This is a genomic window from Nocardia terrae (assembly GCF_009760405.1).
In the GTDB taxonomy this organism is placed as follows: Bacteria; Actinomycetota; Actinomycetes; order Mycobacteriales; family Mycobacteriaceae; genus Nocardia; species Nocardia terrae.
On the sequence record NZ_WRPP01000006.1, the window covers coordinates 533,966 to 547,381 of the forward strand.

Annotated in this window: 11 protein-coding genes; 4 read left to right on the plus strand and 7 right to left on the minus strand. The window is 69.0% G+C overall.

Annotation, left to right across the window (positions count from 1 at the left end; genetic code table 11):
* Positions 1 to 134: 134 nt before the first annotated feature.
* From GPX89_RS30385 to GPX89_RS45600, 3 genes are all read left to right on the plus strand, one after another.
* On the plus strand, positions 135 to 1,139 hold the full coding sequence (locus tag GPX89_RS30385; protein WP_157391092.1) for an AurF N-oxygenase family protein: 1,005 nt from the start codon (positions 135 to 137) through the stop codon (positions 1,137 to 1,139).
* Between the two features lie 15 nt (positions 1,140 to 1,154).
* Entirely contained in the window at positions 1,155 to 2,759 is a 1,605-nt protein-coding gene (locus GPX89_RS30390) for an FAD-dependent oxidoreductase (RefSeq protein ID WP_328602465.1), read from the plus strand.
* A gap of 691 nt (positions 2,760 to 3,450) precedes the next feature.
* Complete coding sequence (locus GPX89_RS45600) at positions 3,451 to 5,670, plus strand: Hsp70 family protein (protein WP_198347662.1); 2,220 nt, start codon at positions 3,451 to 3,453, stop codon at positions 5,668 to 5,670.
* Between the two features lie 555 nt (positions 5,671 to 6,225).
* Here GPX89_RS45600 and GPX89_RS30400 read toward each other — a convergent pair.
* The 3 genes from GPX89_RS30400 to GPX89_RS30410 form a co-directional block, all read right to left on the minus strand.
* Positions 6,226 to 6,987: an SDR family NAD(P)-dependent oxidoreductase gene (locus GPX89_RS30400; RefSeq protein WP_157391094.1), complete on the minus strand. Its 762-nt coding sequence runs from the start codon at positions 6,985 to 6,987 to the stop codon at positions 6,226 to 6,228.
* Positions 6,988 to 7,103: 116 nt separating this feature from the next.
* Positions 7,104 to 7,751: an HAD family hydrolase gene (locus GPX89_RS30405; protein WP_157391095.1), complete on the minus strand. Its 648-nt coding sequence runs from the start codon at positions 7,749 to 7,751 to the stop codon at positions 7,104 to 7,106.
* Positions 7,752 to 7,775: 24 nt separating this feature from the next.
* The gene (locus GPX89_RS30410; RefSeq protein WP_235948346.1) at positions 7,776 to 8,342 is read right to left on the minus strand and encodes a hypothetical protein; all 567 of its coding nucleotides are present in this window, start codon (positions 8,340 to 8,342) and stop codon (positions 7,776 to 7,778) included.
* A 136-nt stretch (positions 8,343 to 8,478) separates the two neighbouring features.
* On the opposite strand from GPX89_RS30410, the gene GPX89_RS30415 reads away from it, so the two are divergent.
* Entirely contained in the window at positions 8,479 to 9,186 is a 708-nt protein-coding gene (locus tag GPX89_RS30415; protein WP_157391096.1) for a TIGR00266 family protein, read from the plus strand.
* 284 nt (positions 9,187 to 9,470) lie between these two features.
* Here GPX89_RS30415 and GPX89_RS30420 read toward each other — a convergent pair whose 3' ends face one another.
* From GPX89_RS30420 to GPX89_RS30435, 4 genes are all read right to left on the minus strand, one after another.
* Positions 9,471 to 10,160, minus strand: coding sequence for a sirohydrochlorin chelatase (locus tag GPX89_RS30420; protein WP_235948505.1), 690 nt, complete (start codon positions 10,158 to 10,160; stop codon positions 9,471 to 9,473).
* Positions 10,161 to 10,341: 181 nt separating this feature from the next.
* Complete coding sequence (locus GPX89_RS30425; RefSeq protein WP_157391098.1) at positions 10,342 to 11,658, minus strand: sulfate adenylyltransferase subunit 1; 1,317 nt, start codon at positions 11,656 to 11,658, stop codon at positions 10,342 to 10,344.
* Positions 11,659 to 11,758: 100 nt separating this feature from the next.
* A complete protein-coding gene (gene cysD / locus GPX89_RS30430) occupies positions 11,759 to 12,697 on the minus strand; it encodes a sulfate adenylyltransferase subunit CysD (protein WP_157391099.1) in 939 nt (312 codons plus the stop codon).
* Entirely contained in the window at positions 12,694 to 13,404 is a 711-nt protein-coding gene (locus GPX89_RS30435) for a phosphoadenylyl-sulfate reductase (protein WP_157391100.1), read from the minus strand. Before GPX89_RS30435 ends, cysD begins: the two co-directional genes overlap by 4 nt.
* Between the last annotated feature and the right edge of the window lie 12 nt (positions 13,405 to 13,416).

Sequence of the window (13,416 nt, forward strand, 5' to 3'; positions counted from 1 at the left end):
TGGCGGGTTCGGGCGCCCGAGCGTGCCAATCTCCGCTAACTTCTGCAAGCATCTTGCGAACGGGTTGTTGACGCCTCTCCAGTTTGGTGTAACCATGGGGCACAGATAAACGCTCTACTGGAGAGGTGACGACGATGTCTCCCACCACGACACCCGTCGAAGACCCGGTGGTTGCCGAAGCTCAGGAGTATGCCAACAAGCTGCTGCTGCTTTCGGAAGGGTCGGTGAACAAGCATTTCGATCCTTACGAGGACATCGACTGGGAGAACCCGGACTTCGACGCCAACGCCAAGCCCGAGCGCTGGATCCTGCCCGCGTCCGCCGATCCGCTGGGCCGCCACCCGTGGTATCTGGCGCTGAGCGACGAGCGGAAGATCGCCATCGGCAAATACCGTCAGGCCAATGTCGCCAAGGTCGGTCTGCAGTTCGAGTCCATCCTGATCAGCGGCATGGTCAACCACACCTTCTCGCTGCCCAACGGTGACGCGGAGTTCCGCTACTGCACCCACGAGATGTCCGAGGAACTCAACCACACCCTGATGTTCCAGGAGATGGTGAACCGCATCGGCGCGGATGTGCCGGGCATGGGCCCGCTGGTCCGGCAGCTGCGCTTCCTCGGCGTACCGATCGCGGTCCTGTTCCCCAACCTGTTCTTCATGGCCGTGCTCGCCGGCGAGGAGCCGATCGACCACATCCAGAAGGACATCCTGCGTTCGGGTGAGGAGGTGCACCCGATCATGCGCGGCGTCATGAGCATTCACGTCGCCGAGGAGGCGCGCCACATCTCCTTCGCGCACGAGTTCCTCAAGCAGCACGTGCCCGAGGGGAACGTGGCCAACCGCTTCGTGCTCTCCATCGCCATGCCGATCGTCATGTTCATCCTGGGTCGCTCCATCGCGACGCCGCCGAAGAAGTTCTTCCGCGAGTTCGACATTCCGGAGCAGGTGCGCAAGGAGCTGTTCTACGGCTCCAAGGAGGCCAAGCAGGTCTTCAGCGACTACTTCATCGATGTGCGCGCGCTGGCCACCGAGATCGGCCTGATGAACCCGATCTCCAAGCGCGTGTGGAAGTTGTTCGGCATCGGGGGCGCGGCCTCGCGTTACCGCTCGGAGCCGATTCGTTCCGGCAAGGTCGCGTAGGAAGGGGACCGTCCAGTGCCGTACGTCGTCACCCAATCCTGTTGCAGCGACGCGTCCTGCGTCTACGCCTGCCCGGTCAACTGCATCCATCCCACGCCCGATGAGCCGGACTTCCTGACCGCGGAGATGCTCTACGTCGACCCGCAGGCCTGTGTGGACTGCGGCGCGTGTGCCACCGCGTGCCCGGTGGACGCCATCACCTCGACGAAAAAGCTGACGTCCGAACAGCTTCCGTTCATCGAGATCAATGCCGACTTCTACCGGCAGGAGCGGCCGCGGCCGCTGCTGGCCAGGCCGGTGCCCGCGGCGGAGGTCAAGCCCGGACGGGAACCGTTGCGGGTGGCCATCGTCGGGTCGGGCCCCTCGGCCATGTACGCGGCCGACGAACTGCTCACCCAGCCCGGCGTTTCGGTGACCGTGTTCGACAAGGTGACCACGCCCTACGGCCTGGCCCGTTTCGGCGTCGCGCCCGATCACACCAAGACCCGCAAGGTGGGCAACCTCTTCGACGTGATCTCGGCGCAGCAGGGATTCGGGTCATACCTGAATGTGAATGTGGGCGAGCATGTTTCGCATGAGGAGCTGCTGGCGCACCATCACGCGGTGATCTACGCCGTCGGCGCGTCCTCGGACCGCAAGCTCGGCATCCCCGGGGAGGGGCTGCCCGGCAGCGCCTCGGCCACCGACTTCGTAGCCTGGTACAACGGGCATCCTGATCAGGTGGGCCGATACTTCGACCTGTCGCACCGGCGCGCGGTGATCGTGGGCAACGGCAATGTGGCGCTGGACGTGGCGCGGCTGCTGACCACCGATCCGGAACTGCTGGCCGACACCGATGTGTCGCAGCGGGCGCTGATCGCGTTGCGGCGCAGCAATATCGAGGAAGTCGTGATCCTGGGCCGGCGTGGCCCGGCCGAATCCGCCTTCACCGTGCCGGAATTCGTCGGCCTGCTGGGCGCGGATGTCGACATCGTGGTCGAGGGTGAGATTCCCGAACCCGTCGAGGGCATGTCGCAGAAGGTCGAGCACAAGCTGAAGTTGTTGCGCGGCTTGGCCGAAAGGTCCAAAGACAGAGCCGATCGCCCGGTGGGCGGCCGCAAGCGCATCGTGTTCCGGTACCTGTCCGCGCCGACGGCGTTCGCCGGGGTGGATCGGGTGACCGGTGTCGAGGTGGTGCGCAACGAGCTCGTCACCGGTGACAACGGCGGCGTGCACGCCGTGTCGACCGAGGAGGTCGAGACTCTCGAGGCCGGGCTGGTGCTGACCTCGGTCGGCTACCGCGGTGTGGCGCTGCCGGGTCTGCCCTTCGACGAGCGGGCCGGGATCATTCCGAACACGGACGGCCGGGTGACCGAGGAGTCCGGTGGCGCGGTGGTGCCGGGTGCGTATGTCACCGGGTGGATCAAGCGCGGGCCGACCGGTTTCATCGGTACCAACAAGTCGTGTGCGCAGCAGACCGTGCGTCAGCTGGTCGACGACTTCAATGCCGGACGGCTGGCTCAACCTGCCCGCAGTGCAGGCGATTTCGACCGACTGGTTGGTGAGCGTCAGCCGCACGCCGTTCGTGGTGGCGCGGTGAACCGCCCCCGCCGCAAGCTCCCCCTCTTGGTGCGTCGCTGACCACCCCTTTCAGGGACGCCCCACCGGAGGCCGTCGTACGCAACCCCCTGTGCGTGCGGCGGCCTTCGTCGTTCCCGGCCGGGGTGCCGCGATGACGGCGTCCGGCACCGCAGTCCCGTGCCTTGTCCGCTGACTTTTTGTGCCTGGCAACGTATCCGGGTGTGGCCCGGCTGCGAATCCATCAGGCCCCTGCGTACGCAACGTACCGATGCTGTTGTGCGAGTTGTAATGCCGAGTTTGCTCGGAACGACATCACCGGTAGTACTGAAGATTTCATTGCGAATCACGGACGGTGAAGCGGCCCGCGTGGGGAATTCCGGGGTAGCTACCGACCAGTGATCGGTGATTCACACTCCCGAACTGACGTTGCGGTTTTATTTTCCGGACACTCCTTGCCTACCGGTTGGTATGAATTTTTCGTTCGCTAGGTTGTAGCCATCGAGAAAGACTGTTCGGTTGCTTTTGTCGGGCATCCGGATTCGATCTTGCTCGTGCAGTTGCCTGACCAGTAGATTCGCCAACTTCGCTACTGGACGCGAAATCTTTTCTCCCGATTCGATATTCAAGTCCCGCAAACGCCAGCTAACCTGAACGCGCTGTTTGGAAAACGACCGCGACCACATGGTTGGTACGCCCGTGGAGGCCGTGGTCTCGGTGCGTTGACGGGATAGCAATGACAGTTGGCTTTGGCATGAGCATCGGCACAGTGAACTCCGTATGGGCGACCTCGGCTGGTGATCGAACCCGGCCCGCGGTGCGCGTTCGCCGGACCGCCGTCACCTTCGACAGCGCCGGCGGGCCGCATATCGGGGGAATTCCCCGGTTCGCCCCCGTGGTCACGGACTTCGCCGATCTCACGTCGGAGCCGGACCCGGTGGTCATCGGCGGTCGCATCTGGTCCCCGGCGGACCTGGTGGCGGCCGTGGTGAACGGGCTCATCGAATCCAACGCCCCCGAAGCCCCCGCCGTAACCACCTATCCCGCTTGCTATTCGGACAAACACGTCACGCGGCTGCGGCGCGCGCTGGACTGGTCCGGCGCGGCGGATGTCACCCTCATGCCCGAGCCGGTGGCCGCGGTGGAGTGGCTCGACAGTGAATACGGCATCTCCGAATACGGGTTGACGCTGGTCTACGACCTCGGCGGCAATGCCCTCGACATCGCCGTCGTGCGCACCGAGGCCGACCGCGACGAACGCGGCATCCTCGGCCGCGCCGAACGCTCCCACGAATACGGCGGCCGCCCGCTGGGCACCCTGCTGGCCCGCTACGCGCGCAGCATCGCGCCCGGCGCGACCCAGCCGGTGTCGGCGGTGGTGCCGGCCTCGGACACGAATCGCCTGCGCAGCTGGCACATTCGCAATTCGCTACGGCTGGTCCGGTCCGTCGTGCACCGTGCGGGCCTGCACATGGAGGACATCGACCGCGTCCTGCTGATCGGTGGCGCGGCCCGGCCCGCCGAGGTGGCGCGGGTGCTGGCCGACCTCGGCCGCCCGGTCGTCATCTCGCCCGATCCCGCGCACACCGTCGCCGTGGGCGCGGCCATCGCCGCCTTCCGCAGCATCGACACCGGATCGGCCATCGGACGCTACGCGCCCCGCGCGGCCGTGATCTCCGGTGCGGCAGTGGCTTCCGCGCTGGCCATGTCCGCCGCCACGGTGCTCGGCGGCCCCGTTGCCGGACCGCCCGGTCTGCAAGCCGCTCCCGAACCGGCCGATCCGACCGCGGGCACCGCGGCGCTCGGCACCGGCGACGTCATCATGCTGGAAGACGTGAGCGCGCCGCCCGGTACCGGCAGCCACGCCATCGCCACGGTGGCCGCCGTCCGCACTTACGCGCCCATCGCTGCCACGGTGACCCCCACCTGGGTGCACGGCCGCCCGGTCGACACCACCGGCGGCGGCACCCACTGCGAGACCCGCATGCTCGCGGATAACGCTGTCACCTACGCGAATCCGGCGCAGTTCATCAATCCGCTGCCCTTCCAGAACCCGGCGCTCAACGGCTGGAACGTGGGCTCGTTCGGCAGCCAGGTCCCGAAGGTCAGCGTGCCCGACGGGACCGTCGGGCCGATCTCCGGAACGCTGCCCGGCGTAGGCGCGCCCGGAAGTTCGCCCGGCGCAACACAACCAGGTACGGGTTCGCCCGGGGCGGGAGATCCCGGTAGCGGCCTGCCCGGTGCGGGCCAGCCGGGCGGCTCGACCCCCGGAAGCGCGACGGGTGGAACGCAGACCGGCACCCCGGGTGGAACGACCCCCGGCGACGGCACGCCCGGCACTTCGGCCCCCGGTACCAGTACCGGTGGGATCGACACCGGGGGAACGCCTTCCACCGGGACCCCGGGCAGCTCGACTCCGGTTGGCGGCACGCCGACCGGTGGCGGCACATCAACCGGTGGCGGCAGCACGCCCGGCGGCACGACCGGAGACCCGGCCGGAGCCACGACCGGTGGTGCTCCAGGTGGCTCGACGCCCGGTGCTTCGACGCCCGGAGGTTCCACTCCCGGTGGCGGAACCGGTACCGGGGCAGGCTCTCCCGGTGGTTCGGCTCCCGGTGGCGGGACCGGTGTCGGCGCGGGTTCACCCGGTGGTTCGGCCCCCGGCGGTGGAACCGGTGTCGGCGCGGGCTCTCCCGGCAGTTCGACTCCGGGTGGGGCGACCGGCGGCGCCAGTACCGGCGGAAACCCCTCCGGCGGAGGATCTCTCGGTGGCAGCCCGCAGGGCGGCGGCATCGGCGGCGCGGGCAGCCCGGGCGGCGGGTCTCCCGGCGGTATGCACGCCGGTGGCGGCGGCATGGGCGGCGGGGGCATGGGCGGCGGTATGGGCGGTGGCGGCGGCATGGGAGGCGGCGGCATGGGAGGCGGCGGTGGCGCCGGCGGCGGCAAGGGGGGTGGTGGCGGTGGGCACCGCTGATCCCGTGTTGCGCTGCGTATCCCGGCGTTCCGCGACCTTCCGGCACGACGAGCTCGGTCCGGTCGGCTCGCTGCGCACTCCGCTTCCCGGCTGGTCCTGTCCGACGGTCGATTCGACCCCGCTGGTGCTGGCGGCGCTCATCCTCGCCGGTCGCCTGCACCGCGACGGGGCCGGTCCGGCCCGTTGCGGCCGAAGGCTTTTCAGCAGATCCCGCGCCAGGCGTGCTGTCCCACACGCCGGTTCGGGTTGCGGGGGAGACGAGGCGATGGAGTCCCACCATCCGCCCTCTCCCCACGGCGACGCAGGTGGCCGGCGGGCCTGACCACCCCGCCCCCACCTCGTCCCCGATTCCGGGCGAGCCGATCTCGGCCCGCCCCACGAACCGGCGGCGGGCGAGTGAGGGACCTGCAACCTCTCATCCCGTCGTCGAAAGTGACCGGCCCACCCCGCGTTTCCAGTGCCCGGACGCGGTGGTGGGCCTGTCGCGATGAAGGGCGCGGCAGTTGCGGTGTGGGTGGTGTGCAGGCCCGCGATGCGGTGGTGCACCTGCGCGGTTCAGCGGGCGGTGAAGCCGCCGTCGATGGCCAGCGCCGCACCCGTGATGAAGCTCGCTTCGGTGCTGAGCAGGTAGGCGCAGAAGGCGGCGATCTCCTCGGGGTGGGCGATGCGGCCGACGGGGTGCAGGGCGGCGATGGCGGCCTCGCCCTCGGGGGTCGCGCCCATGGAGGCGCGGAAGGCCGGGGTGTCGACCGCGCCGGAGATCAAGGCGTTCACCCGGATCGAACGGTCGGCCGCCTCCAGCGCCACGGCCCGGGTCAGGCCCACCACCCCGTGTTTGGCGGCGACGTAGGGCGCGACCTGGCCCATGCCGACGACGCCGAGGTTGGAGGCGTTGTTGAGGATCGCGCCGCCGCCGCTCGCCGCCAGCGCCGGAACCTGGTGCCGCAGACCGTAATAGACGGCCGTCAGATTGAGTTCCAGATCGGCGCGCCAGCCCGCCTCGTCGATGTCCTCCACCGGCCCGAAGGCGTTGACCGCCCCCGCATTGTTGAAAGCCGCGTCCAGGCGGCCGAATTCGGTGACGGCCACGCCGGTCAGGCGTGCCACGTCGGCCTCGACGGTGACGTCGGTGGGCACGAACAGCGCGTTCCCGCCCGCGTCGCGGATCTCCTCGGTGATCCGGTCGCCCGCCTCTTTGCCGCGCGCGCCGAGCACCACGGTTCCGCCCTCGGCGGCGATGCGGCGGGCGACGGCCGCACCGACTCCCGAGGTCGCGCCGGTGATGAGAACGACCTTGCCTGCGAAGCGAGCATCCATGACTGCATTCCCCTTGCGGTAGAGCTGATTTCGTTGACGTGTCATAGTCAACGCCGCGCAGGGGTCGGGCGCTGGCGGAAAACGGCCGTCACACTTGATGTGTCATGGAACTGGAATCAGGCCGGGGACAGCAGGTCCGGCAGCTCGTCCAAGCCGTCGATGACCGTCGCGCGGGCGGCGTCGGGCAGTTCGGACGTGAGGTAGCCCCACGGGCCGCGGCGGATCAGCACCGGCATCATGCTCGCCGCCAGCACCGGCACGACGTCGTTGTCGACCCGGTCGCCGATGTAGCAGATCTCGGCGGGCGCGACACCCGCCACCTCCGTCACGCGGGTGAAGAACTTGGGGTCTGGTTTCTCGAGGTCCCACTCGGCCGAGGTGTAGATGGCGTCCACGGGAAGCGTCATCCGCTCCAGCGCCGATTTCGCCTGTGGCGGCTGATTTCCGGCGATGATGACGGTGATTCCCCGTCGCCGCAGCTCACCCAGGGCCCGGCGGACATCCGGGTAGAGGTCGTCGGCGTCGAAGTTGTTGCGCAGGCTGTGGGGTTCCTCGGCCGCCCACGCGATCTGCTCGGCGTCGACGTCGAGGCCCGGCCGCACCAGCTCGAAGGCGTCGGTGAGCGGCCGGCCGGTGGCCGCCATGCCGCCGATCGCGCCCAGGAAGGCGAAGCGCGGCACGCCGAGCCGGTCGGCCCACCGGCACCAGATGCGCGTCTCGTCGATCAGCGTCTCGCCCACATCGAATACCGCAGCCTTGATCATTCGCCCAGCGTATCGGGCGGTCGTTCAGTGCCGGGCGTTGAGGAAGCCGATGACGGTCGCGCCCCACCAGCAGATCTGCGAGACGAGCCCGGTGGCCGCGCCCCAGGCCAGCAGTCGCGGGGTCAGCGGGGCCGCGCCGCGGGCCTGCAGGCGGCGGTTGAGCGCGCACGCCTGAATGCCGTTGAGGGTCAGTGCGAATACCAGGGCCAGCTTGGTGCGGGTCATGGTCGAGGCGAGATTCGGCTCGAGCACGCAACCGCTGGCCACCAGTCCGGCCAGTCCCAGCCAGATCGGGACGTGCAACCGGCCCACGGCGCGCAGCGTCTCGGGCAGGGTGAGACGTCCTGCGGCCCAGCGCAAAACGAAGGAATCGGCCAGCAGCACGCCGCCGAACCCCACCACGAGGGCGGTGAGATGGACGGCGAGTCCACCCGTGCGCACGGTCGCGCTGGCGGTGACGTGGGCGGCGATCCAGATCGCGGCGGCGAGGGTGCCGGTGGCCAGCACGGCGTGGCCGGACACGATTCCCCAGGAATCGTGCGGAACGCCCGCCGTCCCGGCGCGGGGCCGGGCGCTGCTGGTCATGAGCATGATCGAGCCTTCTAGATTAGGTAAGGAAAGCCTAAATTACTAAGAAGGTCGGCTCGATGGCAAGTCGGCAACGATCCCACGTCCTCGCCGCAACGGGCACACTGGTGAGAGCCGCGACCCGTGGGAGGGGAACCTGATGGACGCCAGAATCCGGGGAACCGTGATGCCGGTGCTCGAAGTCGCGCTGGAACCGGGCGACCGCCTCATCGCCGAAGCCGGGCAGCTGTCCTGGATGACCGATTCGATTCGCCTGAGCACGTCCACCCGCGGCGCGGCCGGCGGAGTCTTCGGGGCGGTCCGCCGCGCGATGGCGGGAGCCGGGCTCTTCATGACCGAATACACCGCCCACCGCGAACCCGGCCGCGTCTCCTTCGCGGCCAAACTGCCCGGCCAGATCCTGCCGGTCCAGCTGCACAAGGGCCAGGAGTTCATGGTGCACCGCCACGGATTCCTCTGCGCCGCAGGCGATGTCCGTGTCGCACTGAGCTTCCAGCGCCGCCTCGGCGCGGGCATATTCGGTGGCGCGGGCTTCACCCTGCAACGCCTGTCCGGCGACGGCTACGCCTGGGTGGAACTCTCCGGCGAGGTCGTCGAATACAACCTCGCCGCGGGCGAGACCCTGCGCGTCCACCCCGGCCACATCGGATTCTTCGACGCCTCGGTCGATTTCGACATCACCATGATCCGCGGCGTCCGCAATCTCCTCTTCGGCGGCGACGGCCTCTTCCTGGCCGCCCTCACCGGCCCGGGCCGGGTCTGGCTGCAATCCCTCACCATCACCAACCTCGCCCACACCCTCATCCCGTACCTCCCCATCCCCGAACCCGGCACCCAGTCCCGCTGATCGGTGGCTGGGTGTTCACCGGTTTCGAGACCTTCGACGTTCCGACGGCAGCCACGTCCACGGTCGCCGCAACGGCAGCGGGCCACCGATATTGCTGCTGCAGGGGATCCCCGAGACCCAGCTCATATGGCAGCCGATCCCCTCCGGATCTGGCAGTCCTGGTGTGAAACGGTCACCGGAGAGCCGGTGCCCTGCGGACATTCCCTGCCGGAGGAGGCCCCGCAACGCACGGTCGATCGGCTCCTCCGCTTTCCGACCGCATGAGCCGAGCTTGACGGCTGCGGTCAGGCGGAGAGTTCGAGGGGGAGGGCGGCGGTGACGTAGCGGTCGAGGGCGACCTCGGCCAGGAGGGGGTGTGCGCCGAGGGTTCGGGCGTGCGGTAGTTGGGGGAGGCTGTCGCGTAGGCGGTCGGTGAGGAGGCCCGGGGCGAGGAACCAAGGGGCGACGATGATTCGGTCGGCGCCGCGGGCGCGCAGGCGGGCGAAGGCGCGGTGCAGGGTGGGTTCGGTGGTGGCGAAGCAGGTTTCGGTGTCCCACCCGGTCATGGCCGAGAGCAGGCGTGCGACGTCCGCGGTGCGGATATTGGCGGTGGGGGACGAGGAGCCTACCGCGGCGACCGCGATTCCCCAGCGAGGGACGGCTTCTCGGGCCGGGCCGGAGTCGGCGTCGGGCATGGCCGCCACGATGCGGTCGCGCAGGGCGACGATCAGGTGCGGGTCCGGGCCGAGGACGTCGGCCTGGGTGAGGCTGAGCTGGGGGTGCCGGGCCCGGGCGGCGTCGAGCAGTCCGGGCAGATCCACCCGGGCGTGAAAGGCGCTGCCCAGCAAGAGCGGAACCACGACAGCATGCGAATGGCCGTCGGCGGCAACGGCATCCACGACCTCATCGACCGAGGGTGAGCTCAGGTCCAGGAAGGCCAGGCGCACATCGAGATCCGGGCGCTGGGCCGCGATCTGCGCCACGACGGCCCGCATGGTCGCCGCCGAGCGCGGATCCCGGCTGCCGTGCGCGACCGCGATGAAGGCGGGTGCGTGTTCGAGCCGGATGGGGCGGGCCGGGCCGCCGCGCACGGTGGACAGGGTCCAGGGCGCGCGGTGACCGGCCGCTGCGCCCGGCGGGACGGCCGGAACTGCGCCGTTGCCGGGCGGATTCATCTCAGACCCCGACTTCGGCGCCGACTTCGGCCTCGCCGACCTCGACCGCGGTCAGGGCGTCGCCGACCAGGCCGGCCGCGAGGGTGTTGCCGCCCGCCGGATCGATCAGCAGAAACGAGCCGGTGTGGCGGTTGACGCTGTAGTCGTCGGCCACGATGGCGTCGGCGACGCGGATCGAGATGCGGCCGATGTCGTTGAGCGACAGCGACTCCGGGTTGGGGTCGGCGGCCAGGTGCTGCTCGTCGAAACGCTCGAGCAGCGCGCCGACGATGGCCTGGGTGGTGCGGGTGCCGTGCTTGAGCAGCAGGCGCGCGCCCGGGCGCAGCGGCTTGTCGCCGAGCCAGCAGACGGTGGCGTCGAACGAGTCGATCGGCTCGGGAGCGTCGGTGGCGGCGGCGATCACGTCGCCGCGGGAGACGTCCACGTCGTCGGCCAGGATCAGGGTGACGCTGCGGCCCGGCTGCGCCGAGGCGAGTTCCCCATTGGGGGTGTCGATGCGCTCGACGGTGGTGCGGGTGCCCGACGGCAGCACCACGACCTCGTCGCCCTTCGAAACCACGCCCGCCGCGACCTGTCCCGCGTAGCCGCGGTAGTCCGGGTAGTCGGCGGTGCGCGGCCGGATCACGTACTGCACCGGGAAACGCAGCCCGACCTGGTGGCGGCCGTGCGCGTCCGCGTCCACCGGCACCGACTCCAGGTGCTCGATGAGCGAGGGCCCGTCGTAGTAGGGGGTGTTCTCCGAGCGCGAGGCGACATTGTCACCGTGCAGCGCGGAGACCGGGATCTCCTGCACGTCCTCGGGCGACCAGCCGAGTTTCGCGGTCAGCTCGGCGAATTCGGACTTGATCTTGTCGAAGACACCGGCCGGATCATCGACTAGGTCGATCTTGTTCACGGCCAGCACCAGCTTCGGCACGCCCAGCAGCGCCATGACGGCGGCGTGACGGCGGGTCTGCTCGATGACGCCCTTGCGAGCGTCCACCAGCAGGATCACCAGCTGCGCGGTCGACGCGCCGGACACCGTGTTGCGGGTGTACTGCACGTGGCCCGGGGTGTCGGCGAGCACGAAAGACCGTGCGGGCGTGGCGAAGTAGCGGTACGCGACGTCGATGGTGATGCCCTGCTCGCGCTCGGCGCGCAGGCCGTCGACGAGCAGCGACAGGTCCGGGGTGGACAGACCCTTGTCGACCGAGGCGCGGGTGACCGCGTCGATCTGGTCTGCCAGCACCGATTTCGTGTCGTAGAGCAGCCGCCCGACCAGGGTGGACTTGCCGTCGTCGACCGATCCGGCGGTGGCCAGTCTCAGTAGGTCGGACATCAGAAGTAACCCTCTCGCTTGCGGTCTTCCATGGCTGCCTCGGACACGCGGTCGTCGCTCGCCCAGGATTGGACGCTGTGCGCCACGTTCGGTGCCCTCATCAGAAGTACCCTTCTCGTTTGCGGTCTTCCATCGCCGCTTCGGACACGCGGTCGTCGCCGCGGGTCGCGCCACGTTCGGTGAGGCGGGATGCCGCGACCTCGGCGAGAATCGCCTCGTTGTCGGCCGCCTCGGAAAGAATTGCGCCGGTGGTGGATCCGTCGCCGACGGTGCGGTAGCGCACCGACTTGATCAGCAGCTCCTCGTTGTCCGAGGGCCCGCCCCAGGTGCCGGGGGTCATCCACATGCCGTCGCGCTGGTACACCGGGCGCTCGTGGGCGTAGTAGATGCTGGCCAGCTCCACGTTCTCGCGGGCGATGTAGCGCCAGATGTCCAGCTCGGTCCAGTTGGAGATGGGGAACACGCGCACGTGCTCGCCCGGAGCGTGGCGGCCGTTGTAGAGGTTCCACAGCTCCGGACGCTGCCGCTTCGGATCCCAGCGGCCGAACGCGTCACGCAGCGAGAAGATCCGCTCCTTGGCGCGCGAACGCTCCTCGTCGCGGCGGCCACCGCCGAAGACCGCGTCGAAGCGGTTCTCGTTGATGGCGTCCAGCAGCGGCACGGTCTGCAGCGGGTTGCGGATGCCGTCCGGGCGCTCCTGCAGGCGACCGTCGGCCAGGTAGTCCTCGACGGACGCGACATGCAGTCGCAGCCCGTACTTCTCGACCACCTTGTCGCGGAACTCGAGAACCTCGGGCAGGTTGTGCCCGGTGTCCACGTGCAGCAGCGCGAACGGCAGCGGCGCGGGCCAGAAGGCCTTGATCGCCAGGTGCAGCAGGACCGTGGAATCCTTGCCGCCGGAGAACAGGATCACCGGCCGCTCGAATTCGCCTGCCACCTCACGGAAGATGTGGATGGACTCCGATTCGAGCGCAGCGAGCGTGTCGAATTCGGTGTCGAGCGCGGCGAGAGTGTCGAATTCAGTCTCGAGTGAGGTCATGAGGCGTGCAACCCGCATTCGGTCTTGGCGAGCCCGGCCCAGCGGCCGGATCGCGGATCGGATCCCGGTTCCGGCTTCCGCGTGCACGGAGCGCAACCGATCGAGGGATAGCCCTCTTCCACAAGGGGATTGACGAGAATGCCATTGGCCTCGATGTAGGAGGTCATCTCGTCATCGGACCAGGCGGCGATCGGATTGATCTTCACCAGGCCGAAGCCCTCGTCGTAGGAGATGAGGGGTGCGTTGGCGCGAGTCGGCGCCTCCACTCGACGGATGCCGGTCACCCAGGCGTTGTATCCGACGAGGGACTTCTTCAGGGGAACCACCTTGCGCAGGCGGCAGCATTCGGCGGCGTCACGGGCGAACAGATCCTTGCCCAGCAGCTGATCCTGTTCGGCGACAGTGTTTTCCGGCGTCACGTTGACGATGTTCACGCCGTAGACCAGCTCCACCGCGTCACGCGTGCCGATGGTCTCGGCGAAGTGGTAGCCGGTGTCGAGGAACAGCACATCCACGCCCGGGCGCACCTGGGAGGCCAGCTGCACCAGCACCGCGTCCTGCATGTTCGACGCCACAATGTAATTCGAGCCGAAGGTGTCCTCGGTCCACTGCAGCAGTTCCTGCGCGGTCGCGTTCGGGCCGAGCTCGGCATTGCCCTTCTCGACCAGGGCGCGCAGCTCGTCTTCCGCGAGTTTCGTTGTGGTCATTGCTGATTCCCC

Excerpts from the sequence above, each read along its gene's own strand:
- GPX89_RS30400 (WP_157391094.1), bottom strand. The coding sequence starts at position 6,987 with ATGGATGCTCGCTTCGCAGGCAAGGTCGTTCTCATCACCGGCGCGACC.
- GPX89_RS30425 (WP_157391098.1), bottom strand. The coding sequence starts at position 11,658 with ATGTCCGACCTACTGAGACTGGCCACCGCCGGATCGGTCGACGACGGC.
- GPX89_RS30410 (WP_235948346.1), bottom strand. The coding sequence starts at position 8,342 with ATGCTCATGACCAGCAGCGCCCGGCCCCGCGCCGGGACGGCGGGCGTT.
- GPX89_RS30405 (WP_157391095.1), bottom strand. The coding sequence starts at position 7,751 with ATGATCAAGGCTGCGGTATTCGATGTGGGCGAGACGCTGATCGACGAG.
- GPX89_RS30415 (WP_157391096.1), top strand. The coding sequence starts at position 8,479 with ATGGACGCCAGAATCCGGGGAACCGTGATGCCGGTGCTCGAAGTCGCG.
- GPX89_RS45600 (WP_198347662.1), top strand. The coding sequence starts at position 3,451 with ATGAGCATCGGCACAGTGAACTCCGTATGGGCGACCTCGGCTGGTGAT.
- GPX89_RS30420 (WP_235948505.1), bottom strand. The coding sequence starts at position 10,160 with ATGCGGGCCGTCGTGGCGCAGATCGCGGCCCAGCGCCCGGATCTCGAT.
- GPX89_RS30385 (WP_157391092.1), top strand. The coding sequence starts at position 135 with ATGTCTCCCACCACGACACCCGTCGAAGACCCGGTGGTTGCCGAAGCT.
- cysD (WP_157391099.1), bottom strand. The coding sequence starts at position 12,697 with ATGACCTCACTCGAGACTGAATTCGACACTCTCGCCGCGCTCGACACC.
- GPX89_RS30435 (WP_157391100.1), bottom strand. The coding sequence starts at position 13,404 with ATGACCACAACGAAACTCGCGGAAGACGAGCTGCGCGCCCTGGTCGAG.